Raw genomic sequence first — 26,127 nt, 5'->3', positions numbered from 1 at the left:
TATGTCCCGTTCCCAATTAACAATTTTAACAAACATTTGTCTGATTGAAGACCCCGAAACTCAGCGCGTGGTTATGCAGTATCGCTCTCCTGAAACAAATCGCTGGTCTGGTTATGCCTTTCCTGGAGGTCATGTTGAAAATGGTGAGGCTTTTGCGGAGTCTGTCATTCGTGAAATCTACGAAGAAACAGGATTGACTATCCAAAATCCTCAACTTGTCGGCATTAAAAATTGGCCACTAGATACAGGTGGGCGCTATATTGTCATTTGTTATAAGGCGACTGAGTTCTCTGGTAGCCTTCGCTCTTCAGATGAAGGAGAAGTTTCTTGGGTGCAAAAAGACCAGATTCCAAACTTGGATCTGGCCTATGATATGTTACCCTTGATGGAGATGATGGAAGCTCCTGACAAATCAGAGTTTTTCTACCCTCGCTGTACAGAAGATGATTGGGAGAAGAAAATCTTCTAGTCTTTTACTAAATAACCTAGCTGATCCAAGGCCTCCTCAATATAGTGGAGGTCTTGTTGTGTTTCGTATCTAATAGTAATAGGATATTAGTAAAAACATGTGTACTCTGAAATAAATTTAAAATATTTCTAAAAAAGTATTGACAAAATAAAAGAAAACGCTTACTATATAAATAAGGGAACGGTTCCACAATAAAAAAGGAGGAGTGATGACTACAATAAAACAGGTTGCTGAAGAAGCTGGAGTATCAAAGTCAACAGTTTCAAGATATATTTCGAAAAAAGGCTACGTCGGAGATGATGCGAGAGAAAAGATAAAAAATGCTATCAAGAAATTAAATTACACACCAAATGTATTAGCACAATCTTTAAAAACTAAAAAAAATCAAATGGTAGGACTCTTATTGCCAGATATTTCTAATCCGTTCTTCCCAAGATTGGTTCGAGGAGCCGAATCATATTTGAAAGATAAAGGTTATAGGATTATGGTTGGTACTATTTCAGATCATGATTCGTTAGAAGAATATATAAACCTTTTGTTAAAAACAAATGCAGCTGGTATTATAACAACACTTGACTTTACAAAGGAATTTCCAAATCTAACATTACCTGTTGTTGTGGTTGACCGGATTAGTAAAGATACAGGCTATGGTGTTTTTTCTGATAATCAGTTGGGTGGACGTTTGGCTGCTAAAGCAATTTGGAATGCTGGCGCTGAGCAGGTTATGATCATCAAAGTTTTAGATGATAAAGCTGAGAATATTGTGGAACGATTTGAAGCGAGTTTAAACTATTTGAGGAATAAAAATTTAGAAATTTGTATTGAAGAAAGTGAAACGTTTGACTTTGAAAAAATTCAGAAAGAAGCTAAAGAGAATCTAAAAAGAAATCCAAATATTGATAGTATTATAGCACCTTCTGATATTCATGCGATAGCTTATATTCATGAAATTTTAGCAATTGGGAAAAAAATTCCAGATGATATTCAAATCATTGGTTATGATGATATTGTACTTAGTCAATTTATTTATCCTTCTTTATCAACTATCCACCAATCATCATATAAAATGGGAGAACAGGCTGCAAAGCTAATCTATAATATGGCAAATAAGTTCTCTATAGATGAAGCTAAAATTAAACTCCCTGTTAGGTACATAGAAAGAAATACATTAAGGAGAAAGAAATGAGTAAAATTGTTGTTGTTGGAAGCATTTCAATGGACTTAGTTATGAGAACAAAAAGGATTCCAGAAGGAGGTGAAACGATTTTTGGCGATTCATTTAATATAGTTCCAGGTGGAAAAGGTGCAAATCAAGCTGTAGCTATTGGTAGATTATCCAGTGTTGAAGATAATATTTACATATTTGGGAACGTAGGAGAAGATATTTTTTCAGCAGATTTATTAAGTAATCTGCAAAATAATGATATTTCTACAGCATATGTGGGAACGGTACCACAATCTACAGGAGTTGCACAAATTACTTTATATGGAGGTGATAATAGGATTATTTATTATCCCGGAGCGAATAATTTAGTTAAAACAAATGATTGGAAAAATGAGTGGGAATTGATTAGTGATGCAAGTATTGTTGTATTACAAAATGAAATACCACATGAAGCCAACTTATCTATAGCTAAATTTTGTCAAGAAAATAAAGTTAAGGTGCTTTACAATCCTGCACCAGCTAGAGAAACGGATATAGAGATGATTCCTTTTTGTGATTTTATTACTCCTAATGAGCATGAATGTTCAGAGCTTTTTCCAGATAAGAAATTAGAAGAAATTATTAAAATTTATCCTAATAAAATGATTGTGACATTAGGAGTTGAAGGTTCTATTTATTATGATGGGGCAGCAGTTCAGAAGATTCCTGCTATAAAAGCAGAAGTAGTTGATACTACAGGAGCAGGAGATACGTTTAATGGTGCTTTTGCTTATGCTATCTCAAAAGGAAAAGAGATGAATATTGCATTGTCCTTTGCAACGATTGCTTCACATCTTTCTGTTCAAAGGTTTGGAGCGCAAGGAGGCATGCCGAGTTTGAAAGAAATAAAGGAGCATTCAGGATATGAAGAAATATGGGATTTTAAATAGTAATATAGCAAAACTAGCTGATGATTTAGGTCATATGGATTTGGTTTGTATCGGAGATTTAGGATTGCCAGTTCCAAAAGGTGTTGATAAAATTGATTTAGCATTAAGAAAAGGCAGTCCAAGTTTTTTAGAAGTTTTAAAAGAATATTCAGATCATGTACTTATTGAAAAAATTTTCTTAGCAGAAGAAATTAAGGAAAAAAACAAAGAACAGTGGCAAGCAGTTCTAGATCTTTTAGGATCGAATATAATTATTGAATATATTAGTCATGAAGAATTGAAAGCTATGAATACTAAAGTTAAGGCAGTTATTCGCACTGGGGAAGATACACCATATTCGAATATAATCTTGCAATCAGGAGTTATTATTTAGAAGGGGGTTGCCTATGAAAATTGAAATGAAGAACATTTCAAAATCTTTTGGGAATAATCGTGTTTTAGAAAGTATTGATTTGGTTCTTAATTCAGGAGAAGTTCATGCTTTAATGGGAGAGAATGGTGCAGGCAAATCAACCTTAATGAATATTTTAACTGGACTTTTTCCAGCCACTTCAGGAACTATTTTTATTGATGGAAAAGAAAAAACATTTTCTAATCCTCAAGAGGCAGAACGGTTTGGACTGAGTTTTATTCATCAAGAAATGAATACTTGGCCAGATATGACTGTACTTGATAATCTTTTTTTAGGAAGAGAAATTAAAAATTCGATTGGGTTTCTAGATAAAGCTAGTATGGAAAGGAAAGCTAAAGAAGCATTTAAACGTCTTAATATATCTATTCCTCTCGATGCAATCATTGGTCAATTATCAGTCGGACAACAACAAATGATAGAAATAGCAAAATGTCTATTATCAGAAGTTTCCTTGTTAATTATGGATGAACCCACAGCAGCTTTAACTGATCGTGAAACTGAAACACTTTTTAAAGTGATAGAAGGATTAAAATCTGATGGTGTAGGTATTGTGTATATTTCACATCGGATGGAAGAAATCTTTAAGATTACAGATCTTATAACTGTTATGAGGGATGGGTTTGTAATTGATACCAAGAAAACGAACTTAACTAATGCGGATGAATTAGTTCAGAAGATGGTAGGTCGTGAATTAGAAGATTATTATCCAGAAAAAAAGGCTGAGATTGGGAATATTGTTTTTCAAGCTAAGAATCTTTCTGGTGATGCTTTTACGGATATTTCTTTCTATGTACGTCAAGGGGAAATTCTTGGTTTTTCTGGTTTGATGGGTGCTGGTCGTACTGAAATAATGCGAGCAATTTTTGGAATTGATTCTTTAAAATCTGGTCAAATTATAATAAACGAAGAACAACTGATAATTAAAAATCCTTTTGAAGCAATTAAGCATGGAATTGGTTTCTTAACAGAAGATCGTAAAGATGAGGGATTGATTTTAGATTTTTCTATTAAAGATAATATGACTTTACCTAGTACTCGTGATTTTGTTAAAAATGGCATTTTCGATAATAAAACAAGTGATATATTTGTACAACGTTTAATAGATAGGCTACGAATTAAATCAGGTTATCCAGATAAGGAAGTTGGAACACTTTCTGGTGGTAATCAACAGAAAGTAGTTTTAGCAAAATGGATAGGTATTGCTCCAAAAGTACTGATTCTAGATGAGCCAACTCGTGGGGTAGATGTTGGTGCTAAGCGTGAAATTTACCAATTAATGAATGAATTGGCTGAACGAGGTGTGCCGATTATTATGGTATCTTCAGATTTACCAGAAGTGATCGGAGTCAGTGATCGTATTATGGTCATGCATGAAGGAAGAATTAGTGGAGAATTAACACGTCAAGAAGCTACACAAGAAAAAGTTATGCAACTAGCTACAGGAGGACAATAGTGTGAAAAATACTATGAAGTATATGTCAGAATTGACAACAGTAATAGCATTGATAATTTTAATGGCTGTCATCACTATTATCAATTCAAATTTTTTAACAGCAAATAATCTGTTAAATTTACTATTGCAAGTAACATCAAATGCACTGATCGCTTTTGGAATGACCTTTGTTATTCTAACAGGTGGAATTGATTTATCAGTTGGATCAATTTTAGCCTTGTCCAGTGCGCTAACCGCTGGCCTATTAGGATCTGGAATGCCTGTTACGTTAGCAATTCTCATCTCTTTAATTTTGGGTTGCATTCTAGGTATGATGAATGGGTTATTGATTTCCTACGGGAAATTAGCTCCATTTATCGTCACTTTAGCGACTATGACTATTTTTAGGGGAGCAACACTTGTTTATACAAATGGGAATCCTATCACAAAAGGATTAAGTGATACATTCTTATTTCAATTTTTGGGGCAAGGTTATATAGTCGGAATTCCATTTCCTGTAATTATTATGTTTATTGTATTTATTGTTTTATATGTTTTACTTCATAAAACAGCATTTGGTAAATCTGTATATGCTATAGGGGGGAATGAAAAAGCAGCATATATATCAGGTGTGAAATTAAATAAAGTGAAAATTATCATTTATTCAATATCAGGTATTATGGCTTCAATTTCTGGATTAATTATAACATCACGCTTAAGTTCTGCTCAACCAACAGCAGGTGCTAGTTATGAAATGGATGCTATTGCAGCTGTTGTTCTTGGAGGAACCTCTTTATCTGGAGGTAAAGGTCGTATACTTGGGACTCTAATAGGTGCTTTAATTATTGGAGTTTTGAATAATGGACTTAATATTATTGGTGTTTCAGCATTTTGGCAACAAGTAGTAAAAGGAGTTGTAATCTTAATTGCTGTTCTGATTGATCGTTTTAAAGTTGTAAAACAGTAGAATAATTTTCAATTTTTTTGGAAATAGTAACAATTTATTAGATGACGTACAATAATCGGGATTGAAACTATCCCTATAGATATATATTACGAGGAGTAATAACATGAAAAATATTAAAAAAATTAGCATTTTTGCTTTGTTTGTAACATTTATTTTTGCTTTAGTAGCTTGTGGAAAAACTGGTTTAGGAAATTCATCAAATGATAATAAATCTACGACTCAAAAGTCGGCAAAAGAATTAAAATTAGGAGTTTCTATTTCGACTACTAACAATCCCTATTTTGTAGCTATGAAAGATGGTCTTGAAAAAGCCGCAAGAGAAAAAGAAGTAACTTTGAAGATAGCAGATGCACAAGATGATGCTGCTAGACAAGCAGATGATATTCAAAATTTTATTAGTCAAAATGTAGATGCTTTACTAATTAATCCAGTTGATTCTGATGCAATTGTAACATCTATTAAAGCTGCTAATAATGCAAATATTCCAGTAATCTTAATTGACCGCGGTAGTAATGGCGGTGAAGTCTTGACAACTGTTGCTTCTGATAACGTAGAAGCAGGTAAAATGGCTGCAGAATTTATTACCAAGCAATTGGGAGAAAAAGCAAAAACTTTTGAATTATCAGGAGTCCCTGGCGCTTCTGCAACTGTAGATAGAGGTAAAGGATTTGAACAAATTTCAAAGACAAATTTAGATGTTCTTTCCAGTCAATCCGCTAATTTTGATCGCGCAAAAGCTTTGAATACAGCGCAAAATATGATTCAAGGAAACAAAGAAGTACAAGCAATCTTTGCACAGAATGATGAGATGGCGTTAGGAGCTGCACAAGCAGTAAAAGCAGCTGGTCTTAGCAATGTTTTAATTGTTGGTATTGATGGTCAACCAGATGCACATGATGCTATTGCAAAAGGTGATATTACTGCCACTATTGCTCAGCAACCAGCTAAGATGGGTGAAATTGCTATTCAATCAGCAATCGATCATTATCAAGGGAAAAAGCTGGAAAAAGAAACAGTTTCTCCAATTTATCTTGTGACTAAGGATAATGTTGATCAACATAACTGGTGATATATTTTTAGTAAGTAGTTGTTAATTTTCATTCAATGTAGTTTTTAAATATCATTGTTACTATTTGAGCTATTGGATTCAAAAAGACCAGATTCCAAACTTGGATCTGGCCTATGATATGCTACCTTTGATGGAGATGATGGAAGCTCCTGACAAATCTGAATTTTTCTACCCTCGCCGTACAGAAGACGATTGGGAAAAGAAAATTTTCTAATCCTTTACTAAATAACCTAGCTGATCCAAGGCCTCCTCGATATAGTGGAGGTCTTGTTGTGTTTCGGCTTCGACTAGGTGGTAATGGATGCCATCTGTCAATTCAGACAGAGGTCTAAAATCTGAATGTTCGACTTGTTCTAGAAAATGTTGCACATCTCTGCGACAAGACAGTTTTAGCAAGGTTTCAATTTCTCCATAAACGGGATGGTCAATCAAGGTATTTTGAACACGTCCACCATTATCTACGATAGCAAGGAGTTCTTGACCGATTTCTTCAACTTCATGTTTCACTTTGAAAAGTTTGTGAACATAAGGATTGGTTTCAATTTGCTTATAGATGTAGCCACGATTGGTGGATAGGATAGGAGCGCCATCGGCTCTTAAAATTGCAATGTCCTGTACAATGACCTGACGTGTGACATGAAAATGTTCCGCCAAACTTTGGCCATTGAGGGCTTTAGGAGCTTCTTTCAAGAGTTGGAGCAGAGCATGTTTGCGATCTTTTGTCATAGCTTTTCCTTTTTAACGGCGTTTTCGAAGCACTTTATAGACAGCTAGTGCTAATGTATAGTCTACCATACTATGGATAATTGTGCCAAATCCAACTAGTACAAATAGAACATAAAACATATTTTCTACATTGGTACCGGAAGTTGCATAAAAAACGACACAAGCTAATACTTCAGCAAGGGCATGGACAAGAGCTAACACAAAGTTGAAAATCCAGGAAGCTTTTGGTTTATCTAGGGTATCTGGGAATTTTTGTAGGTAAAGAGCTCCTAGAGTCCCAAAAAAGATATGGGAAAAAGCTCGAAATACGATAACCATGGGATATCCAGCCATCAAAAATCCAAAACTAGAGGCTATGATGACAAAAATTGCCATCAAGGGCGACAAGAACATAGCGATAAAAATAGCGATGTGGCTTCCCAAAGTGTAAGAAGCAGGAGGAATGACAATTTTAAAAGGCATAACAATTGGAATCAAAATTGCAATAGCCGTTAAGAGGGCAGTCATTGTCATAAATTGTGTCTTTTTCCGTGTGTTCATAAGAATCTCCTTTTTAACTGTATATACACTAGTATAGTACTATAAACAAGACAATAAAGCAAGGATTTACTTGGGTTTATAGGTCGTTTTTTAATTAAAGACTCGTAAACATTTCACTAAAAATCAAAACTATACAGAGCGAAATCTCCACCTTCAAGTATGAAAGTGGAGATTGTTTTTATTTCTTCAAGGTTTGTAGTCTTGGAACAATGGCTAGGGTTAGAACTGCGGAAATAACTAATTCAGCAATCGAATTCGTTGAGATAACAGTTGCTAGGAGTTTTTGGATATTACCATCAAAGACATTTCCAAAAAGGTAGAAAATTCCACCAAGTACAAAGACTGTGTTGGTAAGTGAACCCAGGGCACCAGCTAGAATCAGACCAGTCTTGTTTTTCATCAGTTTATAGACCAGATAAGGAGTTAAACCAATTAAAATACGTGGGACGATGGCAATGATAGCTGAGTAGATGTTACCGTTTGGTACAAATGGTGAGAAGAGGTAACTTGTCGGTAGAATGGTAATCGTGTTAACCGTCAAGCTAAGTAGCCCCATCAAAAATCCAAGTGTAACTCCAACTCGTGGACCGTAAATAATGCTGGCAATAATGACAGGAATATGAACGATAGTCGGTTTGATTGGGAATGGAAAAAGGTTAAAGATAAGCGAGCTCAGAAAGTGTATCACGAGCATGGTTGCAAAAAAGATAGCAATGGGTGCAATATTAGAGCGTTTTTTCATCGAGAGTTTCCTTTATTCTTTCTAAAATAATTGTGAGGTCAGTTAAAGCTCCTCGTCCGTGGTCTCCACAAGCTAGGAGGGATTCCTTAGGAGCGATCAGCTGATAGCCGTAGTTTTCTAATGTTTTCAGATTAGCCTGAGTTGCTGGATGGTCATACATTTTTGTATTCATAGCAGGAGCTATTAGTTTAGGAATATGACTTGGCAAGGCTAGAGCCATACAAGTTACCATGTTGTCCGCAAAGCCGTGGGCTAGTTTTGCAATAGTGTTAGCAGTTGCAGGGGCCACGATAAATAAATCTGCTTTTTTGCCAAGTTCAATATGATTAACCTGATTAGGATAGGGTTCCTTCATGACATCCAAGTGGACGGAATTCTGTGAGAGTACCTGTAGTGTCAAAGGTTGAATAAACTCTGTAGCAGCCTGAGTCATTAAAACAGTAACTTGATGGCCTTGTTTTTTTAGAGAACTGACTAAATCTGCCGACTTGTAAGAGGCGATTGAGCCCGTTACAGCTAAGAGAATGTTTGCCATAGCTTTCCTTTCTATGAATGATAGGCTTGAATTTTTTCAAGGAGGAGTTTTGCAATTTCTTCTTTAGTCTGGACTGTTTGAAGCTGATCTTTCTCAACAAAGATTGCACGATGCTGATTTACTGATATTTGAGTTAGGTCATTTGCTATGATTAAGTCTGCTTTGTTCTTGATAAGACTTTTTCTAGCAATGTCAACCAGATGGTCTTCGGAAATATCAACTAGCAGTTTGAAACCAATCAGATGAATAGTAGGATTCCATTCCTTGACTAGAGAGATGATTTTGGGTGTCTTTTTAAGGAATAAAACCTGAACCTCATCAGTTGAAGAAATCTTAGCTTGATGATTCTGCTTGTTTAAAAATTCTTCTAGATTGGAGCTAGCCTGAACTTCTTCCAGCCCTGTCATATAAACAGGAGTGTAGTCGGATACCGCCATTGAGTGAATCAAGACTTGATAATCCTGAACACGTTCTTGCATTTCAAGGAGAAGGTCGTTTGTATTGTTAATTTCTCGAATAGTTAGGTTGGGATGGGATTCTGGCTTCAAAGCTCGTTTTGTAGTAATTAAACAAACTTCATGTCCTGCAGCAAGCAAAGTTTCTGTGATGATTTTCCCCAAGTGACCTGTAGAATGGTTAGTGATAGAGCGGACGCTATCGATAGCTTCACTGGTACCGCCCGATGTAACTAAAATTTTCATAGCACTATTGTACACAAAAATAAACGGTAAGTAAAATGAAAGTGATAAATTTTTGGTAAAAACGAAGATTTACTATAGTTTCAAACTATAAAGCCATATAAAATTTAAGAAAGGACTCTAAAAACCTTAAAAACAGGGATATTTACGAACGTTTAGAGAGTTTTGGGATGTTAAAAATCTTGTTTTGTGATATAATGAATTATCATATAAGAGGTTAGAGGAGTTTTGAATGAAAACAGATATTGAAATCGCACAGAGTATTGAGTTGAAACCAATCGTTGATGTTGTAGAGAAACTTGGAATTTCTTACGACGATTTAGAGTTGTATGGAAAGTACAAAGCTAAGCTCAGCTTTGATAAAATTCGTGCAGTTGAGAGCAATCCAGTTGGGAAATTGATCTTGGTTACTGCCATCAACCCAACACCTGCAGGTGAAGGAAAATCAACCATTACCATTGGTCTGGCGGATGCCTTGAATAAAATTGGCAAGAAAACGATGATTGCTATCCGCGAACCATCTCTTGGTCCAGTAATGGGGATTAAGGGTGGTGCCGCTGGTGGTGGTTACGCTCAAGTTCTGCCAATGGAAGACATCAACCTTCACTTCACTGGAGACATGCATGCCATTACGACTGCCAACAATGCGCTTTCTGCCTTGATTGACAACCACTTGCACCAAGGAAATGAGTTGAGAATTGACCAACGTCGTATTCTTTGGAAACGTGTTGTGGATTTGAATGACCGAGCACTTCGCCATGTGACTGTTGGGCTTGGTGGGCCTCTAAATGGTATTCCACGTGAGGATGGCTTTGACATTACAGTTGCTTCAGAGATCATGGCAATTCTTTGCTTGGCTACGGATATCGAGGACTTGAAACGCCGTTTGTCCAATATCGTTATCGGTTATCGTTACGACCGTACACCTGTTTCTGTAGGCGATTTGCAGGTTGAAGGTGCTTTAGCATTGATTTTGAAGGATGCTATTAAGCCAAACTTGGTTCAGACAATTTATGGTACACCTGCCTTTGTACACGGTGGTCCATTTGCCAATATCGCTCATGGATGTAATTCAGTCTTGGCAACAAGCACATCCCTTCACTTGGCTGATTACACAGTTACTGAAGCTGGTTTTGGTGCAGACCTTGGTGCTGAGAAATTCCTTGATATCAAGACACCAAACTTGCCAACTTCACCAGATGCAGTTGTCATTGTCGCAACCCTTCGTGCCCTTAAGATGAATGGTGGCGTGGCTAAAGACACTCTTACAGAGGAAAATGTAGAAGCAGTGCGTGCAGGTTTTGCTAACTTGAAACGCCACGTTGAAAATATCCGTAAATTTGGAGTACCTGCAGTCGTAGCTATCAACGAATTTGTGTCTGATACTGAAGCAGAAATTGCAGCCTTGAAAGAACTCTGTACTTCTATTGATGTGCCAGTTGAACTAGCAAGTGTCTGGGCTGATGGTGCCGAAGGTGGAGTAGCTCTTGCTGAAACGGTGGTTGAGACAATTACTGAAAGCCCAGCTAATTACAAACGTTTGTATGACAATGATCTTTCTGTTCAAGAAAAGATTGAAAAGATTGTTACTGAAATCTACCGTGGTAGCAAAGTGAACTTTGAAAAGAAAGCTCAAACGCAAATCGCCCAAATCGTTCAAAACGGTTGGGACAAATTGCCAATCTGTATGGCTAAGACCCAGTATAGCTTCTCAGACAATCCAAATGCACTTGGAGCACCTGAAAACTTTGAAATTACCATTCGTGAATTGGTACCAAAATTAGGTGCAGGCTTCATCGTTGCCTTAACTGGTGATGTCATGACCATGCCAGGACTTCCAAAACGACCAGCAGCCCTCAACATGGATGTTGAAAGCGATGGAACCGTTCTAGGTTTGTTCTAATAGTTTAATTGAATTCAAATGAGTTTGGAAATACTATCCAAGCTCATTTTTTATCTAGATATAAGAAGTTGCCTTCTACACGTAACCAGTCTAGGTAAAGATATTTTCCCTGAATTCTGATATAATAGAAATATTGACTTCAAGAGTAAGGAAGAGAAGATGAACGCATTATTAAATGGAATGAATGACCGTCAGGCTGAGGCGGTGCAAACGACAGAAGGTCCCTTGTTAATCATGGCAGGGGCTGGTTCTGGAAAGACTCGTGTTTTGACCCACCGTATCGCTTATTTGATTGATGAAAAGCTGGTCAATCCTTGGAATATCTTGGCTATTACCTTTACCAACAAGGCTGCGCGTGAGATGAAGGAGCGTGCTTATAACCTTAATCCAGCAACCCAGGACTGTCTGATTGCGACCTTCCACTCTATGTGTGTGCGTATTTTGCGTCGTGATGCGGATCATATTGGCTACAACCGTAATTTTACTATTGTGGATCCTGGTGAACAGCGAACTCTCATGAAACGGATTCTCAAGCAGTTGAACTTGGATCCTAAAAAATGGAATGAACGAACTATTTTGGGAACCATTTCCAATGCTAAGAATGATCTGATTGATGATGTTGCCTATGCTGCCCAAGCTGGAGATATGTACACGCAAATTGTGGCCCAGTGTTATACAGCCTATCAGAAAGAACTGCGTCAGTCGGAGTCGGTTGACTTTGATGATTTGATTATGTTGACCCTGCGTCTTTTTGATCAGAATCCTGATGTTTTGACTTATTACCAGCAGAAATTTCAATACATCCACGTTGATGAGTACCAAGATACCAACCATGCCCAGTACCAATTGGTCAAACTCTTGGCTTCCCGTTTTAAAAATATCTGTGTGGTTGGGGATGCGGACCAGTCTATCTACGGTTGGCGTGGTGCTGATATGCAGAATATCTTGGACTTCGAAAAGGATTATCCCCAAGCCAAGGTTGTTTTGTTGGAGGAGAATTACCGCTCAACTAAAACCATTCTCCAAGCGGCCAACGAGGTCATTAAAAACAATAAAAATCGCCGTCCTAAGAATCTCTGGACTCAAAATGCTGATGGGGAGCAAATCGTTTACTATCGTGCCAATGATGAGCTAGATGAGGCTGTATTTGTAGCCAGAACAATTGATGAACTAGGTCGCTGTCAAAACTTCCTTCACAAGGATTTTGCAGTTCTCTATCGGACTAATGCGCAGTCCCGTACAATTGAGGAAGCCTTGCTCAAGTCAAATATCCCTTATACCATGGTTGGCGGAACCAAGTTCTACAGCCGTAAGGAAATCCGAGATATTATCGCTTATCTCAATCTTATTGCCAATTTGAGTGACAATATCAGTTTTGAGCGTATTATCAACGAACCGAAACGTGGAATTGGGCCAGGCACTGTTGAGAAAATCCGTGATTTTGCGAATATGCAAGATATGTCTATGTTGGATGCTTCAGCCAATATCATGTTGTCTGGTATCAAGGGTAAAGCAGCCCAGTCTATATGGGATTTTGCCAGTATGATTCTGGATTTGCGGGAGCAACTGGACCAATTAACTATTACAGAGTTGGTTGAGGCTATTCTAGAAAAAACAGGTTACGTTGATATTCTTAATGCCCAAGCAACTCTAGAAAGCAAGGCTCGGGTTGAAAATATTGAAGAGTTCCTTTCTGTGACGAAAAACTTTGATGACACCTCTGATGGGCCAGAAGAAGAAATTGGTCTGGACAAACTGAGTCGTTTCTTAAATGACTTGGCCTTGATTGCCGACACAGATTCAGGTAGTCAGGAGACATCAGAAGTGACCCTGATGACCCTGCATGCTGCCAAAGGTCTCGAGTTTCCAGTTGTCTTTTTGATTGGGATGGAAGAAAATGTCTTTCCGCTTAGCCGTGCGGCTGAAGATCAAGATGAATTGGAAGAAGAACGCCGTCTGGCCTATGTAGGAATTACGCGTGCAGAGAAAATTCTCTATCTGACCAATGCCAACTCACGCCTGCTTTTTGGTCGTACCAACTACAATCGTCCGACTCGTTTTATTAACGAAATCAGTTCAGACTTACTTGAGTATCAAGGATTGGCCCGTCCAGCTAATACAAGCTTTAAGGCATCTTATAGCAGTGGTGGCCTTGCCTTCGGTCAAGGTATGAGTCTTGCCCAGGCCCTTCAAGAGCGTAAACGCAGTGCTGCTCCAAAAACTATCCAGTCAAGCGGTCTCCCATTTGGTCAATTTACAGCTGGCGCAAAATCCGTGTCTAGTGAGGCAAATTGGTCTATTGGTGACATTGCTCTCCACAAGAAATGGGGAGAGGGAACCGTTCTGGAAGTTTCAGGTAGCGGTGCTACGCAGGAATTAAAAATCAATTTCCCAGAAGTAGGTTTGAAAAAACTTTTAGCTAGTGTAGCCCCAATTGAGAAAAAAATCTAATTTTCCATCCTTCTCACGAATAATAAAGTGAGGAGGATTTTTATGTACAGTATTTCATTCCAAGAAGATTCACTGCTGCCAAGAGAAAGACTGGCCAAAGAAGGAGTTGAAGCGCTCAGTAACCAAGAGTTGCTAGCTATTCTACTCAGGACAGGGACACGTCAGACTAGCGTTTTTGAAATTGCCCAGAAAGTCTTGAGCAATCTTTCAAGCCTAACGGATTTGAAAAAAATGACCCTGCAGGAATTGCAGAGCCTATCTGGTATCGGGCGCGTTAAGGCCATAGAATTACAAGCAATGATTGAACTGGGGCATCGTATTCACAAGCATGAGACCTTTGAGATGGAAAGTATTCTCAGTAGCCAAAAGTTGGCCAAGAAGATGCAGCAGGAATTGGGGGACAAAAAACAAGAGCACCTGGTGGCGCTCTATCTCAATACTCAAAATCAAATCATCCATCAACAGACCATTTTTATCGGTTCTGCAACTCGTAGTATTGCTGAACCACGTGAGATTCTTCACTATGCTATCAAGCATATGGCGACTTCACTCATATTGGTTCATAATCATCCTTCGGGAGCGGTAGCCCCTAGCCGAAATGATGATCATGTCACTAAACTTGTTAAAGAAGCCTGTGACCTGATGGGAATTGTCCTCTTGGACCATTTGATTGTCTCTCACTCCAGTTATTTTAGCTATCGTGAAAAGACAGATTTAATCTAAAGTTCATTAACGACATAGTCAAAGAGGTTTTTATCTTTGGGACGATTTTCAAAAAGAAACTCTGGATGCCATTGGACACCGAGAAAGGCGACATCATCCGTACTCATGACAGCCTCAATGATACCATCTTTAGGATCATGAGCTGCAATCTTTAAGTTAGGTGCTAAATCCTTAATACTCTGATGGTGGAAGGAGTTGATATGGGAGATTTCTCCATAGATTTCTCGGAGAACGGTATTTGGTTCTGTCACTAAGCGTTGGGTTGTGTACTCGGCGGAACAATCCTGCCAGTGATCTTCGATATCTTGATACAAAGTTCCACCCATGGCAACGTTAAAGAGTTGTGTTCCACGGCAGACAGAAAAAATTGGCTTTTTCTGTTTAATAGCTTCCTTGATGAGGGCCAGTTCGAAGATATCTCTTTGAAGGTGGTAGTCATCGCTATCAATGGTTTTTGGTTCACCATAGAATTTTGGATCAACATTTTGCCCACCTGTCAAGATGAGCTTGTCAATCATACTGATATAGTGGCAGGCCATTTCTTGATTACCAATCGGTAGGATGATGGGAATCCCTCCAGCGTCTTTAACGCCTTCAACAAAGCCTTTTGCTGCGTAGCTCATCATGATGTCATCATCTGGATGAGTTTTTTCGTTTCCTGTAATCCCTATAACTGGTTTTTTCATAAAATGATTTTCGCTTTCTAATCCTCTTTTCGCATGAAATAGAGGAGGGTTTGGAGTTCACTTGTCAAATCGACATACTGAACGACCACATCTTTTGGTAAATGCAGATGGACTGGTGAAAAACTAAGAATTCCTTTCACGCCAGCATCAACCAAGAGATTGGCAACTTCTTGTGACTTAACGCTGGGAACGGTCAGGATAGCAGTCTTCACATCGGCATCCTTGATTTTATCCTTGATTTGAGAAATTCCGTAAATAGGAATCCCATCAGGGGTTTGGCTACCGACTTCAGGATGGTCATCTAGGTCAAAGGCCATGATAATCTTCATCTTGTTACGTTCGTGGAAGCGGTAGTGGAGAAGGGCATGCCCCATATTTCCAATACCAACCAGCATGACATTGGTAATAGAGTTATCATTGAGCAAATCGGCAAAAAACGTCATGAGTTTTTTGACATCATAGCCAAAGCCACGACGACCAAGTTCACCAAAATAGGAAAAATCACGACGTACGGTTGCTGAATCAATACCGATAGCCTCTGCAATTTGCTTAGAGTTGGCACGTTCAATCTTTTCTGCATGAAATCTCTTAAAAATTCGATAGTAGAGAGAGAGTCTTTTCGCTGTAGCTTTTGGAATAGCAGACTGTTTATCTTTCACAAAATCACAACCTTTCTATTCTTCTATTTTATAGAAACATTGTGAAAAAATCAACAAAAATAAGAAAAAACTAAGAAAAATCTTAGTTTTGATGTAAAAAATCTGCATGTGATAGAAAACGGTAGAGGTCTCCGACCAGCCCCTGATAAACTTTCTGGCCATTAAAAGTCAGAGAAGTTACATAAAGTGTATCTGGTAGAGTCACACATCCTGATAGAGCCAGCATGAGAGCCTCATAATCCTCGTACTTGAGAGTCCGCTCTACATGATAGCTATCTTTATAGGTTAGTTCAAACATCTTGGCTCTATCTTTCTGATTTTGTAAAGACACCACGTTCTACTAAGCTATCCATGAGGAAGTAGAATTTTTCCTGATGAATGTGGTGGTCTTCTGATTTGAAAATATCAACAAGACGAAGGCCAAACTTGTCAGTGATATTGATTTTAGCCCCTGTGAGTTCCTTGTTAATGATGATTTTGAGTTGGAAGCCTTCACCACTGTTCGGAACTTTTTCCAAAAGGCGAGTCAATTCATAGTTACCAACCTTAGTCTCAAAAAAGGTGTTGTCCTTAAGGGTGAATTTTTTAACAGAAGGGCTAAGAGTGTAGTCGTAACGACAATTTTTTAACTGAATGGTTTTTTCAAATGCCATATGGCTAACCTCCGATAATTTCTTTTAAGGTTTTTGCGAGGGTTTGTAGGTCTTCGACAGTATTTTGTGGCGACAAACTGATACGAACGGATTCCTTCAAGCGTTCTGAATTTGCTCCGTACATAGCTTCAAGAACATGGCTGGATTGGACAATGCCTGCCGTACAGGCTGAGCCAGTAGAGATTGAAATTCCAGCTAAATCTAGACGAAGGAGTAAGAGATCATTTTTCTGGCCAGGAAATCCAATATTGAGAACATAAGGGAGATGGTGTTCTCCTCTATTCAGGTAACACTGAACTCCCTCCAGCTCCGCCAGAAAGGCAGTTTCTAGATTTTGTACATGTTGAAAATGTTCTTCTTGTTTTTCTAGGTCTTCTTTTAGGGCTGCAACCATGCCTACGATGGCAGCTAGATTTTCAGTACCTGCACGTTTTTTCTGTTCTTGGTCTCCGCCATGGAGATAGGAATCAAAGTCCATGCTAGAAGCGTAGAGAAAACCGATTCCCTTAGGACCATGGAACTTGTGGGCCGAAGCAGTGAGAAAATCAATGCCCAATTCTTCTGGGTGTATAGGGATTTTACCAATAGCCTGAACTGCATCGACATGATAGGCGGCTGGGTGTTGCTTGAGTATTTGGCCAATTTCAGCAATGGGAAGTAGGTTTCCTGTCTCATTATTAGCAAACATGGTAGAAACCAAAATCGTATCGTCACGTAAGGCCTCTTGAATTTGCTGGGCGGTGATTTCTTGATTTTCTGGCTGGATAATGGTTACTTCAAAACCGAAGTGTTGAACCAAGTAATCAATCGTTTCAAGGACAGCATGATGCTCAATGGCAGTTGTGATGATGTGTTTTCCTTGTTCTTGATGACGAAGACAGTAGCCAATGATGGCAGTATTATTGCCTTCAGTCCCACCAGAAGTGAAAAAGATATGTTGAGGTTTTGTCCCTAGTAACTGGGCTAGTTCCTGACGGGCTTCTCTCAAGAGTTTGCCAGCTTGACGACCATGACCATGAATACTAGATGGATTGCCATGGGTTTCTTGCATAACCTTGGTCATAGCTGAAATAGCAACTGCTGACATAGGAGTCGTTGCAGCATTGTCCAAATAAATCAAAGGATCACCTTATTTCTTTTTGTTGTAGGCAAAGAGTGGGCTGACTGGTTTTCTTTCGTGGATACGGACGATGGCATCACCAATTAACTCACTAGCAGTGATGTAGCATACGTTTTTAGGAGTTTTTTCTTTTGTTGCTACTGAATCAGTCACAAGAATTTCTTTAATATTAGTATTGTCAAGAAGTTCAGCAGCTCCTTCGACGAAGAGACCGTGGCTAGAAACAGCATAAATTTCTGTAGCCCCTTCACGTTCAACGATTTTAGCAGCTTCAGAGAAGGTACGTCCTGTATTTAAAATATCGTCAATCAAGATGGCTTTCTTACCTTCAACATCACCAATAATATAACCTTCGTTACGAGTTGCATCGTCTTGAGGGTAATCGATAATGGCGATAGGAGCATCAAGATATTCAGCCAAGCTACGAGCACGTTTCACACCTGAATTTTTAGGGCTAACGACAACAACATCTGAACCAAGTAGGCCCTTATCGCAATAATGTTTTGCAAATAGAGGAACTGTATAGAGGTTGTCAACAGGAATATCAAAGAAGCCTTGCACCTGAACAGCATGCAAATCAAGGGTAAGGACACGGTCAACACCAGCCTTAACTAGCATATTAGCAACTAGTTTTGCTGTAAGTGGCTCACGTGGTGAAGCAATGCGGTCTTGACGTGCATAGCCAAAATATGGAAGGACAACATTGATACTGTGGGCACTTGCGCGCACACAAGCGTCAACCATGATCAACAATTCCATTAGGTGGTTGTTAACAGGGAAACTTGTAGACTGGATGATGTAAACATCATAACCACGGACACTTTCTTCGATATTTACTTGGATTTCTCCGTCTGAAAATTGACGTGATGATAGTTTTCCAAGCGGTACACCAACAGCTTGTGCAATTTTCTGTGCAATCTCTTGGTTAGAGTTGAGTGCGAAAAGTTTCATGTTTTTTCTATCTGACATTATAGACCGTCCTCTGTAAACTTTATAAATCCTAGTTATATATGTCTTGCCTATATGAACTGGGATTTGTGTATTTTTATCTTTTCTATTTTACCAAAAAATGAAGATTATTTCAGCTATTTTTCATGCTTTTGACAAATCGAACCAATTTTGAAGGGGCTTTTTGGTAGGAAATCTGATTTTCCTCTAAAAATTGCTGGAAATCTTGTTTCCCTTGCTCGTGATTCTCAACTTCAAGCTCTAATTCGTAATCTGTAATATCAAAGTACTGACTTTCATCCAGCGCCATGAGACCAATAGCTGTTTGCATTTCATAGCGAAGTGTTGTTAGACAACCAAGAATCTGCCATTCACTTGTTTTAATACCATGTTTCGCCAATTCATCCAGTACTAGCCCTTGAGGAAGTTCTTTCTTGCTCAGATAGTTTTCAGCATCTTTTAGTTGCAATTTTTGGTTGTATTCCATGTTTCCAACACTTTGCGGGACTTTGAGTGTCAATTCTGCCCAGTCTTCAAAGGTTCGAATGCGCATAGCAACTTTCTCTTCTCGCAGTTCAAAATCAAGCGTGTCCATGTAGTAATTTTTTTGAAGAACAGGAGTGACACCTGTGAACTGTTCTTTTAGATGATTATATTCATCTTTTTTCAAGAGTGTTTTCAATTCAATTTCTAAATGTTTCATTTTTCTTACCTTTTCTTTATCGTTGAAAGCGGATTTATGATATAATAGCATTGTATTTATTGTATATGAATCTGGAGAAAAAATCAAAGATATTTTTGAAGGATAGTATGAGAACAAGGGAGAATATATGACCTTAGAATGGGAAGAATTTTTAGATCCTTACATTCAAGCTGTTGGTGAGTTAAAGATTAAACTTCGTGGTATTCGTAAGCAATATCGTAAGCAAAATAAGCATTCTCCGATTGAGTTTGTGACTGGTCGAGTCAAGCCAATTGAGAGTATCAAGGAGAAAATGGCTCGTCGTGGCATTACTTATGCGACCTTAGAGCACGATTTGCAAGATATTGCTGGTTTGCGTGTGATGGTTCAGTTTGTAGATGACGTCAAGGAAGTAGTGGAAATTTTGCGCAAACGTCAGGACATGCGAATCATACAGGAACGAGATTACATTACTCATCGAAAGGCTTCAGGCTACCGTTCCTATCATGTGGTAGTAGAATATATGGTTGACACCATCAATGGAGCCAAGACTATTTTGGCAGAAATTCAGATTCGTACTTTGGCCATGAATTTCTGGGCAACAATAGAACATTCTCTCAACTACAAGTACCAAGGGGATTTCCCAGAGGAGATAAAGAAGCGACTGGAAATTACAGCCAAGATTGCTCATCAGTTGGATGAAGAAATGGGTAAAATTCGAGATGATATCCAGGAAGCTCAGGCACTTTTTGATCCTTTGAGTAGAAAATTAAATGACGGTGTAGGAAACAGTGACGATACAGATGAAGAATACAGGTAAACGAATTGATCTGATAGCTAATAGAAAACCGCAGAGTCAAAGGGTTTTGTATGAATTGCGAGATCGTTTGAAGAGAAATCAGTTTATACTCAATGATACCAATCCGGATATTGTCATCTCCATAGGTGGGGATGGCATGCTCTTGTCGGCTTTTCATAAGTACGAAAACCAGCTTGACAAGGTCCGCTTCATTGGTGTTCACACTGGACATTTGGGCTTCTATACGGACTACCGTGATTTTGAGTTGGACAAGCTAGTGACTAATTTGCAACTAGATACTGGGGCAAAGGTATCATACCCTGTTCTGAATGTGAAGGTCTTTCTTGGAAATGGTGAAGTTAAGATTTTCAGAGCACTAAATGAAGCTAGTATCCGCAGGTCTGATCGAACCATGGTAGCAGATATTGTAATCAATGGTGTTCCCTTTGAGCGTTTTCGTGGAGACGGGCTAACAGTTTCGACTCCGACTGGTAGTACAGCCTATAACAAGTCGCTTGGCGGGGCTGTTTTACACCCTACCATTGAAGCTCTTCAGTTGACGGAAATTGCCAGCCTTAATAATCGTGTTTATCGTACGTTGGGCTCTTCCATTATTGTTCCTAAGAAGGATAAGATTGAACTCATTCCAACGAGAAACGATTACCATACTATTTCGGTTGACAATAGCGTTTATTCTTTCCGTAATATTGAGCGAATTGAGTATCAAATCGACCATCATAAGATTCACTTTGTCGCATCACCTAGCCACACCAGTTTCTGGAATCGTGTTAAGGATGCATTTATCGGCGAGGTGGACGAATGAGGTTTGAATTTATCGCAGATGAACATGTCAAGGTTAAGACCTTCTTAAAAAAGCACGAGGTTTCTAAGGGACTTCTGGCCAAGATTAAGTTTCGAGGCGGAGCTATTCTGGTCAATGACCAACCTCAAAATGCAACTTATCTATTGGATATTGGAGACCGAGTTATCATCGATATTCCCGCCGAGGAAGGCTTTGAAACTCTGGAAGCTATTGAGCGCCCTCTGGATATTCTCTATGAGGATGACCATTTTCTAGTCTTAAACAAACCCTATGGAGTGGCTTCTATTCCTAGTGTTAATCACTCCAATACCATTGCCAATTTTATCAAGGGTTACTACGTCAAGCAAAATTACGAAAATCAGCAGGTTCACATTGTGACCAGGCTTGATAGGGACACTTCTGGCTTGATGCTTTTTGCCAAGCATGGCTATGCCCACGCACGATTAGACAAGCAGTTGCAGAAGAAGTCCATTGAAAAACGTTACTTTGCTTTGGTTAAAGGAGATGGATATTTAGAGCCCGAAGGAGAAATTATTGCTCCGATTGCGCGTGATGAAGACTCTATTATCACCAGACGCGTAGCTAAAGGTGGGAAGTACGCCCATACTTCCTACAAGATTGTCGCTTCCTATGGAAATATTCACTTGGTCGACATTCGATTGCATACTGGTCGAACCCACCAAATCCGAGTCCATTTTTCTCATATTGGTTTTCCTTTGTTGGGAGATGATTTGTATGGTGGTAGCTTGGATGACGGCATTCAACGTCAGGCTCTGCATTGCCATTACCTATCCTTCTATCATCCATTTTTAGAGCAAGACTTGCAGTTAGAAAGTTCCTTGCCGGATGATTTCAGTAACCTTATTACTCAGTTATCAACTAATACTCTATAAAAACCGATTCAGAGTATAATTATTATCTAAAAGGAGAAAACTCATGGAAGTTTTTGAAAGTCTAAAAGCCAACCTTGTTGGTAAAAATGCTCGTATCGTTCTCCCTGAAGGGGAAGAGCCACGTATTCTTCAAGCGACTAAACGCTTGGTAAAAGAAACAGAAGTGATTCCTGTTTTGCTTGGAAATCCTGAAAAAATTAAAATTTATCTTGAAATTGAAGGGATCATGGATGGTTATGAAGTCATTGACCCTCAACATTATCCTCAATTTGAAGAAATGGTTGCTGCCTTAGTAGAGCGTCGCAAGGGCAAAATGTCTGAAGAAGATGCACGCAAGGTTTTGGTTGAAGATGTCAACTATTTTGGTGTTATGTTAGTTTACTTGGGCTTGGTTGATGGAATGGTATCAGGTGCGATTCACTCAACAGCTTCAACAGTACGTCCAGCTCTTCAAATCATCAAAACTCGTCCAAATGTGACTCGTACTTCAGGTGCCTTCCTCATGGTTCGTGGTACGGAACGTTACCTATTTGGAGACTGTGCTATCAATATCAATCCTGATGCAGAAGCCTTGGCTGAAATTGCCATCAACTCAGCAATCACAGCTAAGATGTTTGGCATCGAGCCTAAAATTGCCATGCTGAGCTATTCTACTAAAGGTTCAGGATTTGGTGAAAGCGTCGATAAGGTTGTAGAAGCCACTAAAATTGCTCACGACTTGCGTCCTGACCTTGAAATCGATGGTGAGTTGCAATTTGATGCAGCCTTTGTTCCTGAAACTGCAGCTCTGAAAGCTCCTGGAAGTACGGTAGCTGGTCAAGCAAATGTCTTCATCTTCCCAGGTATCGAGGCAGGAAATATCGGATACAAGATGGCTGAACGTCTTGGTGGCTTTGCGGCTGTAGGACCTGTTTTGCAAGGTTTGAACAAGCCAGTTAACGACCTTTCTCGTGGATGTAATGCGGATGATGTGTACAAGTTGACCCTTATCACAGCGGCCCAAGCAGTTCATCAATAAAGAGAAGTTATACCAAATAATCCGTATTTATAATCAAAAAACGCACAGTATCAGGAGCCGAAAAACCTTGATACTATGCGTTTTATTGTGTGAAGATTTACTTCATTTTCTCTTAAAATTGAGTTTTTGCCCAGCCTATTTTTAGTCTTTATAAGCTACGATACCAATGATTGTATCAACTGCACGTTCCATAGTCTGAAGGCTAACATATTCAAAACGTCCGTGCATGTTTTCTCCACCCGCAAAGATATTCGGGGTTGGGATTCCCATAAAGGAAATCTTAGAGCCGTCTGTCCCTCCACGGATTGGTTCGATAATAGGAGTGATACCCAGATCTTCCATAACGGCTTTAGCAATGGTAATTGGAGTCATATCTTTTTCAATGACTTCTTTCATATTGTAGTACTGATCTGTTAAGTTTAGGGTGACACGGTCGCTACCAAGTTCTTGATTCATCTTATTAGCGATAGACTGCATAGCTGCTTTACGCGCTTCAAAGGCATCTTTTTCAAAATCACGAATGATGTAGCTTGCACGCGCCTCCTCGACACTACCAGTCACATCCATAAGATGATAGAAACCTTGGTAACCTTCTGTTAACTCAGGGCGGTCATTTTCTGGAAGTTGATTGTGAAAATCAATTGCTAGCTGAAGGGCGTTGACCATTTGTCCTTTGGCAGTACCAGGGTGGACATTACGTCCTTGGAAATGCAATTCAGCACCCGCTGCTGAAAAGGTCTCGTACTGAAGCTCACCTAGTGGGCCACCATCAACAGTGTAGGCAAAATCTACATCGAAATCTTCTGCATCAAATTTATTGGCACCAACACCGATTTCTTCATCTGGACCAAAACCAACACGAATCTCACAGTGTTTAATTTCAGGATGGGCAGTCAGATATTCAATGGCTGTCATAATCTCAGCTATTCCTGACTTGTCATCAGCACCTAGCAAAGTTGTTCCATCAGTTGTGATGAGTGTTTGTCCTGGATATTTCTCAAGACTCTCAAAGTCAGCTGGATCGAGTTTGAAATCAGAATTTCCAAGTTCAATCACACCACCATCGTAGTTTTCAATCACCTGAGGATTAACTCCTTCGGCATTAAAATCAGCAGTATCCATGTGGGAGATGAAGCCAATTTTTCGTGTTAAAGACGGATCGTTGGCTGGCAAAGTTCCAATAGCAAAACCATTTGGTAGATAATAAACATTTTGTAATCCAACACGTTTCATTTCAGGAATTAGGACATTTGTCGCGAAGTCAACCTGACTCTGCGTACTTGGAGTAGTAGTAGAGTGTTCATCAGAGCGCGTGTTGACCTTAACGTAGGTTAGGAATCGGTCCAAGAGATTGGGATAAGTCATAAAAAACTCCTTTTGAATTCATTTTTTCCATTGTATCATAGAAAAGAGAGAAAAACAAAAGACAGAAGTTAGAGAAATTCGCTATGTTGGCGTTTACTTATTAATGGATAAATGATAAAATAAACTTGATAAAAATATCACAAGGAAGCAATTATGAAAAAAGCAATTTTAATGATGACTTTCGGTTCGCCAGAAGAGATTACCTTTGAAGGTGTGGCTGATTTTTTCACAAATATTCGTCGTGGAGTGAGACCTCAAGACCACGAGATTCAAACACTCTATGATAATTATGTACTTATTGGAGGTACGCCTCTGCAAAGAATTACCCGTGAAGAAGTTGCCTTGGTAGAGGCTAGACTGGGGAATGAGTATAGTGTCTATTTTGCCAATAAGTTTTCAAGACCCTTTATTCCAGATGTGATTAGTCAGATGGAAGCAGACGGAGTTGAGCAGTGTATTTGCTTGATTTTGGAGCCCCATTATTCTTTCTACTCTGTCATGGGTTATGAGAAATTTTTAGAAAGCAAGCAAATTCAATTTTTAGTTATTAAGGATTGGTATCAAGAAGAAGCGCTCTTAAACTATTGGGCAGATGAAATTGCTAAGATTTTAAAAGAAGAAGTGAAGCAAGATAGCTTTAAAGTTATCTTTTCAGCCCATAGTGTACCCATTTTTGCCTTGGATTTTGGTGACCCTTATATCGACCAAATTTTTGAAAATAGCAAGTTAGTTGCTGAAAAACTAGGTTTGAGTTCCGAGCAATATACTAACACTTGGCAGAGTGAAAGTGATATAGGTATTCCATGGATTAAGCCAGATGTCTTGGAGTATCTCAGAGAACAGACAGAACATCCAGACCATTATATTTTTGTTCCTATCAGCTTTATTAGTGAGCATATTGAAGTCTTGTTTGACAACGATGTGGAATGTTTTGACTTGTGTCAAGAATTGGGTGTGAACTACCATCGACCACCAATGCCAAATACGGATTCTCGTTTGATTGATGCTTTGGTTAATACAGTCAGAGCTAATGAACATCAAGAATTTAAGGAATTTCTCCCAGAAGAAGAAACCTTTGATGAGTTAGTTCCTTCAGATGAGACTAAAAATATCTTGGCTGAATCTCAAGATTTACAAATGCCAGAATTTGTGAAAAAACTGATTGAGAAAAAAGGTCGGGAAAATGTTAAGATGCCTTATCTTATCAAAAAAATGCTTGAGAAAGCAGGTAAGTTACCAAAAGAGTAAAGAAAAAGGATTTAGCTTTGCGCTAGATCCTTTTAATCGATTATTTTTTCTCAAGAAGAGCTTTGATTTCTTGAAGTACTTCCAATTCAGTTGGTGCAGCTGGTGCTTCCTCTTCAACAACTTCTTCTTTTTTAGTAAGGCTTTGAGCTTTTTCCATAGCTTTAATAACGAAGAAGAGAACAGTACCTACAACAAGGAAGTTGATAATAGCACTCAAGAATTTACCATATGTAACACCATTCCATGCAAGCTCAGCGATGTTTTGTACTTTCGCAGCTTTCAAGGCTGGGTTCAATAGGAGTGGAGTGATGATATCATTAACAAATGAAGTAACGATAGCACCAAAAGCAGAGGCAATGATCACACCGACAGCAAGGTCAACAACATTACCACGAAGCAAAAATGCTTTAAGATCTTTTAACATTTTCATTTTCCCTTTCAAAAAATTTTTACTCTTAATTATATATTAATT

Annotated in this window: 29 protein-coding genes and 2 pseudogenes; 16 read left to right on the top strand and 15 right to left on the bottom strand. The window is 38.7% G+C overall.

Translation table 11 applies throughout. The features are described 5' to 3' along the window. Window position 1: 1 nt before the first annotated feature. A complete protein-coding gene (locus tag N8L90_RS00675; RefSeq protein WP_153192393.1) occupies window positions 2-469 on the top strand; it encodes an 8-oxo-dGTP diphosphatase in 468 nt (155 codons plus the stop codon). Here N8L90_RS00675 and N8L90_RS00670 read toward each other — a convergent pair. Further along, a pseudogene (locus N8L90_RS00670) lies at window positions 466-543 on the bottom strand (DNA-binding transcriptional regulator); the annotation flags it as partial. The gene N8L90_RS00675 and the pseudogene N8L90_RS00670 overlap by 4 nt on opposite strands. Before the next feature lie 134 nt (window positions 544-677). Between N8L90_RS00670 and N8L90_RS00665 the strand changes: the two are divergent. From N8L90_RS00665 to N8L90_RS00635, 7 genes and pseudogenes are all read left to right on the top strand, one after another. Continuing rightward, window positions 678-1,655, top strand: a complete 978-nt coding sequence (locus tag N8L90_RS00665) for a LacI family DNA-binding transcriptional regulator (protein ID WP_000207598.1) — start codon at window positions 678-680, stop codon at window positions 1,653-1,655. Beyond that, window positions 1,652-2,563: a ribokinase gene (rbsK, locus tag N8L90_RS00660; RefSeq protein WP_153192391.1), complete on the top strand. Its 912-nt coding sequence runs from the start codon at window positions 1,652-1,654 to the stop codon at window positions 2,561-2,563. Before N8L90_RS00665 ends, rbsK begins: the two co-directional genes overlap by 4 nt. Further along, window positions 2,538-2,936 carry a D-ribose pyranase gene (gene rbsD / locus N8L90_RS00655; RefSeq protein ID WP_000759835.1) on the top strand — a complete coding sequence of 133 codons (399 nt, stop codon included), beginning with the start codon at window positions 2,538-2,540 and terminating at the stop codon, window positions 2,934-2,936. Before rbsK ends, rbsD begins: the two co-directional genes overlap by 26 nt. Before the next feature lie 13 nt (window positions 2,937-2,949). Continuing rightward, a complete protein-coding gene (locus N8L90_RS00650) occupies window positions 2,950-4,428 on the top strand; it encodes a sugar ABC transporter ATP-binding protein (protein ID WP_112443746.1) in 1,479 nt (492 codons plus the stop codon). A gap of 1 nt (window position 4,429) precedes the next feature. Further along, entirely contained in the window at window positions 4,430-5,374 is a 945-nt protein-coding gene (locus tag N8L90_RS00645; protein WP_004248623.1) for an ABC transporter permease subunit, read from the top strand. Window positions 5,375-5,477: 103 nt separating this feature from the next. Beyond that, window positions 5,478-6,443: a substrate-binding domain-containing protein gene (locus N8L90_RS00640; protein ID WP_261023805.1), complete on the top strand. Its 966-nt coding sequence runs from the start codon at window positions 5,478-5,480 to the stop codon at window positions 6,441-6,443. 73 nt (window positions 6,444-6,516) lie between these two features. Continuing rightward, window positions 6,517-6,657, top strand: a pseudogene (locus N8L90_RS00635) (8-oxo-dGTP diphosphatase); the annotation flags it as partial. On the opposite strand, the gene N8L90_RS00630 reads toward N8L90_RS00635, so the two are convergent. The 5 genes from N8L90_RS00630 to coaB all read right to left on the bottom strand — a co-directional run bounded on the left by N8L90_RS00630 (window position 6,654) and on the right by coaB (window position 9,687). Further along, on the bottom strand, window positions 6,654-7,169 hold the full coding sequence (locus N8L90_RS00630; protein WP_153192389.1) for a transcription repressor NadR: 516 nt from the start codon (window positions 7,167-7,169) through the stop codon (window positions 6,654-6,656). The pseudogene N8L90_RS00635 and the gene N8L90_RS00630 sit on opposite strands and share 4 nt — an antisense overlap. A 12-nt stretch (window positions 7,170-7,181) precedes the next feature. Next, complete coding sequence (locus N8L90_RS00625) at window positions 7,182-7,709, bottom strand: ECF transporter S component (RefSeq protein ID WP_001097388.1); 528 nt, start codon at window positions 7,707-7,709, stop codon at window positions 7,182-7,184. A gap of 178 nt (window positions 7,710-7,887) precedes the next feature. Continuing rightward, window positions 7,888-8,451, bottom strand: a complete 564-nt coding sequence (locus tag N8L90_RS00620; RefSeq protein WP_000747412.1) for an ECF transporter S component — start codon at window positions 8,449-8,451, stop codon at window positions 7,888-7,890. After that, complete coding sequence (gene coaC / locus N8L90_RS00615; protein ID WP_261023804.1) at window positions 8,435-8,986, bottom strand: phosphopantothenoylcysteine decarboxylase; 552 nt, start codon at window positions 8,984-8,986, stop codon at window positions 8,435-8,437. Before coaC ends, N8L90_RS00620 begins: the two co-directional genes overlap by 17 nt. Before the next feature lie 11 nt (window positions 8,987-8,997). Next, window positions 8,998-9,687, bottom strand: coding sequence for a phosphopantothenate--cysteine ligase (gene coaB / locus N8L90_RS00610; RefSeq protein ID WP_261023803.1), 690 nt, complete (start codon window positions 9,685-9,687; stop codon window positions 8,998-9,000). Between the two features lie 229 nt (window positions 9,688-9,916). On the opposite strand from coaB, the gene N8L90_RS00605 reads away from it, so the two are divergent. The 3 genes from N8L90_RS00605 to radC all read left to right on the top strand — a co-directional run bounded on the left by N8L90_RS00605 (window position 9,917) and on the right by radC (window position 14,761). After that, window positions 9,917-11,587, top strand: a complete 1,671-nt coding sequence (locus N8L90_RS00605) for a formate--tetrahydrofolate ligase (RefSeq protein WP_261023801.1) — start codon at window positions 9,917-9,919, stop codon at window positions 11,585-11,587. 159 nt (window positions 11,588-11,746) lie between these two features. After that, on the top strand, window positions 11,747-14,038 hold the full coding sequence (gene pcrA / locus N8L90_RS00600) for a DNA helicase PcrA (protein WP_261023798.1): 2,292 nt from the start codon (window positions 11,747-11,749) through the stop codon (window positions 14,036-14,038). A gap of 42 nt (window positions 14,039-14,080) precedes the next feature. Further along, on the top strand, window positions 14,081-14,761 hold the full coding sequence (gene radC, locus N8L90_RS00595; RefSeq protein ID WP_023944219.1) for a RadC family protein: 681 nt from the start codon (window positions 14,081-14,083) through the stop codon (window positions 14,759-14,761). Here radC and N8L90_RS00590 read toward each other — a convergent pair. The 7 genes from N8L90_RS00590 to N8L90_RS00560 form a co-directional block, all read right to left on the bottom strand. After that, window positions 14,758-15,447, bottom strand: coding sequence for a gamma-glutamyl-gamma-aminobutyrate hydrolase family protein (locus N8L90_RS00590; RefSeq protein ID WP_023944221.1), 690 nt, complete (start codon window positions 15,445-15,447; stop codon window positions 14,758-14,760). The genes radC and N8L90_RS00590 overlap by 4 nt on opposite strands. A gap of 17 nt (window positions 15,448-15,464) precedes the next feature. After that, a complete protein-coding gene (locus tag N8L90_RS00585) occupies window positions 15,465-16,106 on the bottom strand; it encodes a redox-sensing transcriptional repressor Rex (RefSeq protein ID WP_000653414.1) in 642 nt (213 codons plus the stop codon). Between the two features lie 82 nt (window positions 16,107-16,188). After that, window positions 16,189-16,404, bottom strand: coding sequence for a DUF4649 family protein (locus N8L90_RS00580; RefSeq protein ID WP_000462492.1), 216 nt, complete (start codon window positions 16,402-16,404; stop codon window positions 16,189-16,191). 7 nt (window positions 16,405-16,411) lie between these two features. After that, the gene (locus N8L90_RS00575) at window positions 16,412-16,759 is read right to left on the bottom strand and encodes a DUF1831 domain-containing protein (protein ID WP_000863540.1); all 348 of its coding nucleotides are present in this window, start codon (window positions 16,757-16,759) and stop codon (window positions 16,412-16,414) included. A 4-nt stretch (window positions 16,760-16,763) separates the two neighbouring features. Continuing rightward, complete coding sequence (locus tag N8L90_RS00570) at window positions 16,764-17,879, bottom strand: cysteine desulfurase family protein (RefSeq protein ID WP_219966711.1); 1,116 nt, start codon at window positions 17,877-17,879, stop codon at window positions 16,764-16,766. A 9-nt stretch (window positions 17,880-17,888) separates the two neighbouring features. Then, window positions 17,889-18,848: a ribose-phosphate diphosphokinase gene (locus N8L90_RS00565; RefSeq protein ID WP_001283823.1), complete on the bottom strand. Its 960-nt coding sequence runs from the start codon at window positions 18,846-18,848 to the stop codon at window positions 17,889-17,891. A 112-nt stretch (window positions 18,849-18,960) separates the two neighbouring features. Beyond that, window positions 18,961-19,530 carry a CYTH domain-containing protein gene (locus tag N8L90_RS00560; protein WP_023944230.1) on the bottom strand — a complete coding sequence of 190 codons (570 nt, stop codon included), beginning with the start codon at window positions 19,528-19,530 and terminating at the stop codon, window positions 18,961-18,963. A 127-nt stretch (window positions 19,531-19,657) separates the two neighbouring features. Between N8L90_RS00560 and yjbM the strand changes: the two genes are divergently transcribed. The 4 genes from yjbM to pta are packed head-to-tail and all read left to right on the top strand — an operon-like array spanning window position 19,658 to window position 23,042. Continuing rightward, on the top strand, window positions 19,658-20,329 hold the full coding sequence (yjbM, locus tag N8L90_RS00555; protein ID WP_023944232.1) for a GTP diphosphokinase: 672 nt from the start codon (window positions 19,658-19,660) through the stop codon (window positions 20,327-20,329). Next, complete coding sequence (locus N8L90_RS00550) at window positions 20,313-21,131, top strand: NAD kinase (RefSeq protein ID WP_000799054.1); 819 nt, start codon at window positions 20,313-20,315, stop codon at window positions 21,129-21,131. The genes yjbM and N8L90_RS00550 overlap by 17 nt, the downstream gene beginning before the upstream one ends. Further along, window positions 21,128-22,024, top strand: a complete 897-nt coding sequence (locus N8L90_RS00545) for an RluA family pseudouridine synthase (protein ID WP_023944234.1) — start codon at window positions 21,128-21,130, stop codon at window positions 22,022-22,024. The genes N8L90_RS00550 and N8L90_RS00545 overlap by 4 nt, the downstream gene beginning before the upstream one ends. A 43-nt stretch (window positions 22,025-22,067) precedes the next feature. After that, entirely contained in the window at window positions 22,068-23,042 is a 975-nt protein-coding gene (pta, locus tag N8L90_RS00540) for a phosphate acetyltransferase (protein WP_000451580.1), read from the top strand. 141 nt (window positions 23,043-23,183) lie between these two features. Here the strand turns inward: pta and pepT are convergent, their stop codons facing one another. Beyond that, a complete protein-coding gene (pepT, locus tag N8L90_RS00535; protein WP_023944237.1) occupies window positions 23,184-24,407 on the bottom strand; it encodes a peptidase T in 1,224 nt (407 codons plus the stop codon). Window positions 24,408-24,560: 153 nt separating this feature from the next. Between pepT and hemH the strand changes: the two genes are divergently transcribed. After that, complete coding sequence (gene hemH / locus N8L90_RS00530; RefSeq protein ID WP_023944239.1) at window positions 24,561-25,655, top strand: ferrochelatase; 1,095 nt, start codon at window positions 24,561-24,563, stop codon at window positions 25,653-25,655. A gap of 40 nt (window positions 25,656-25,695) precedes the next feature. On the opposite strand, the gene mscL is transcribed toward hemH, so the two are convergent. Continuing rightward, window positions 25,696-26,079, bottom strand: a complete 384-nt coding sequence (mscL, locus tag N8L90_RS00525) for a large conductance mechanosensitive channel protein MscL (protein WP_023944241.1) — start codon at window positions 26,077-26,079, stop codon at window positions 25,696-25,698. Window positions 26,080-26,127 lie beyond the last annotated feature (48 nt).

It is taken from the genome of Streptococcus mitis (genome assembly GCF_946190115.1).
GTDB classification, from domain to species: domain Bacteria; phylum Bacillota; class Bacilli; order Lactobacillales; family Streptococcaceae; genus Streptococcus; species Streptococcus mitis_CO.
This window is presented reverse-complemented; position numbering and strand designations above follow the sequence as displayed.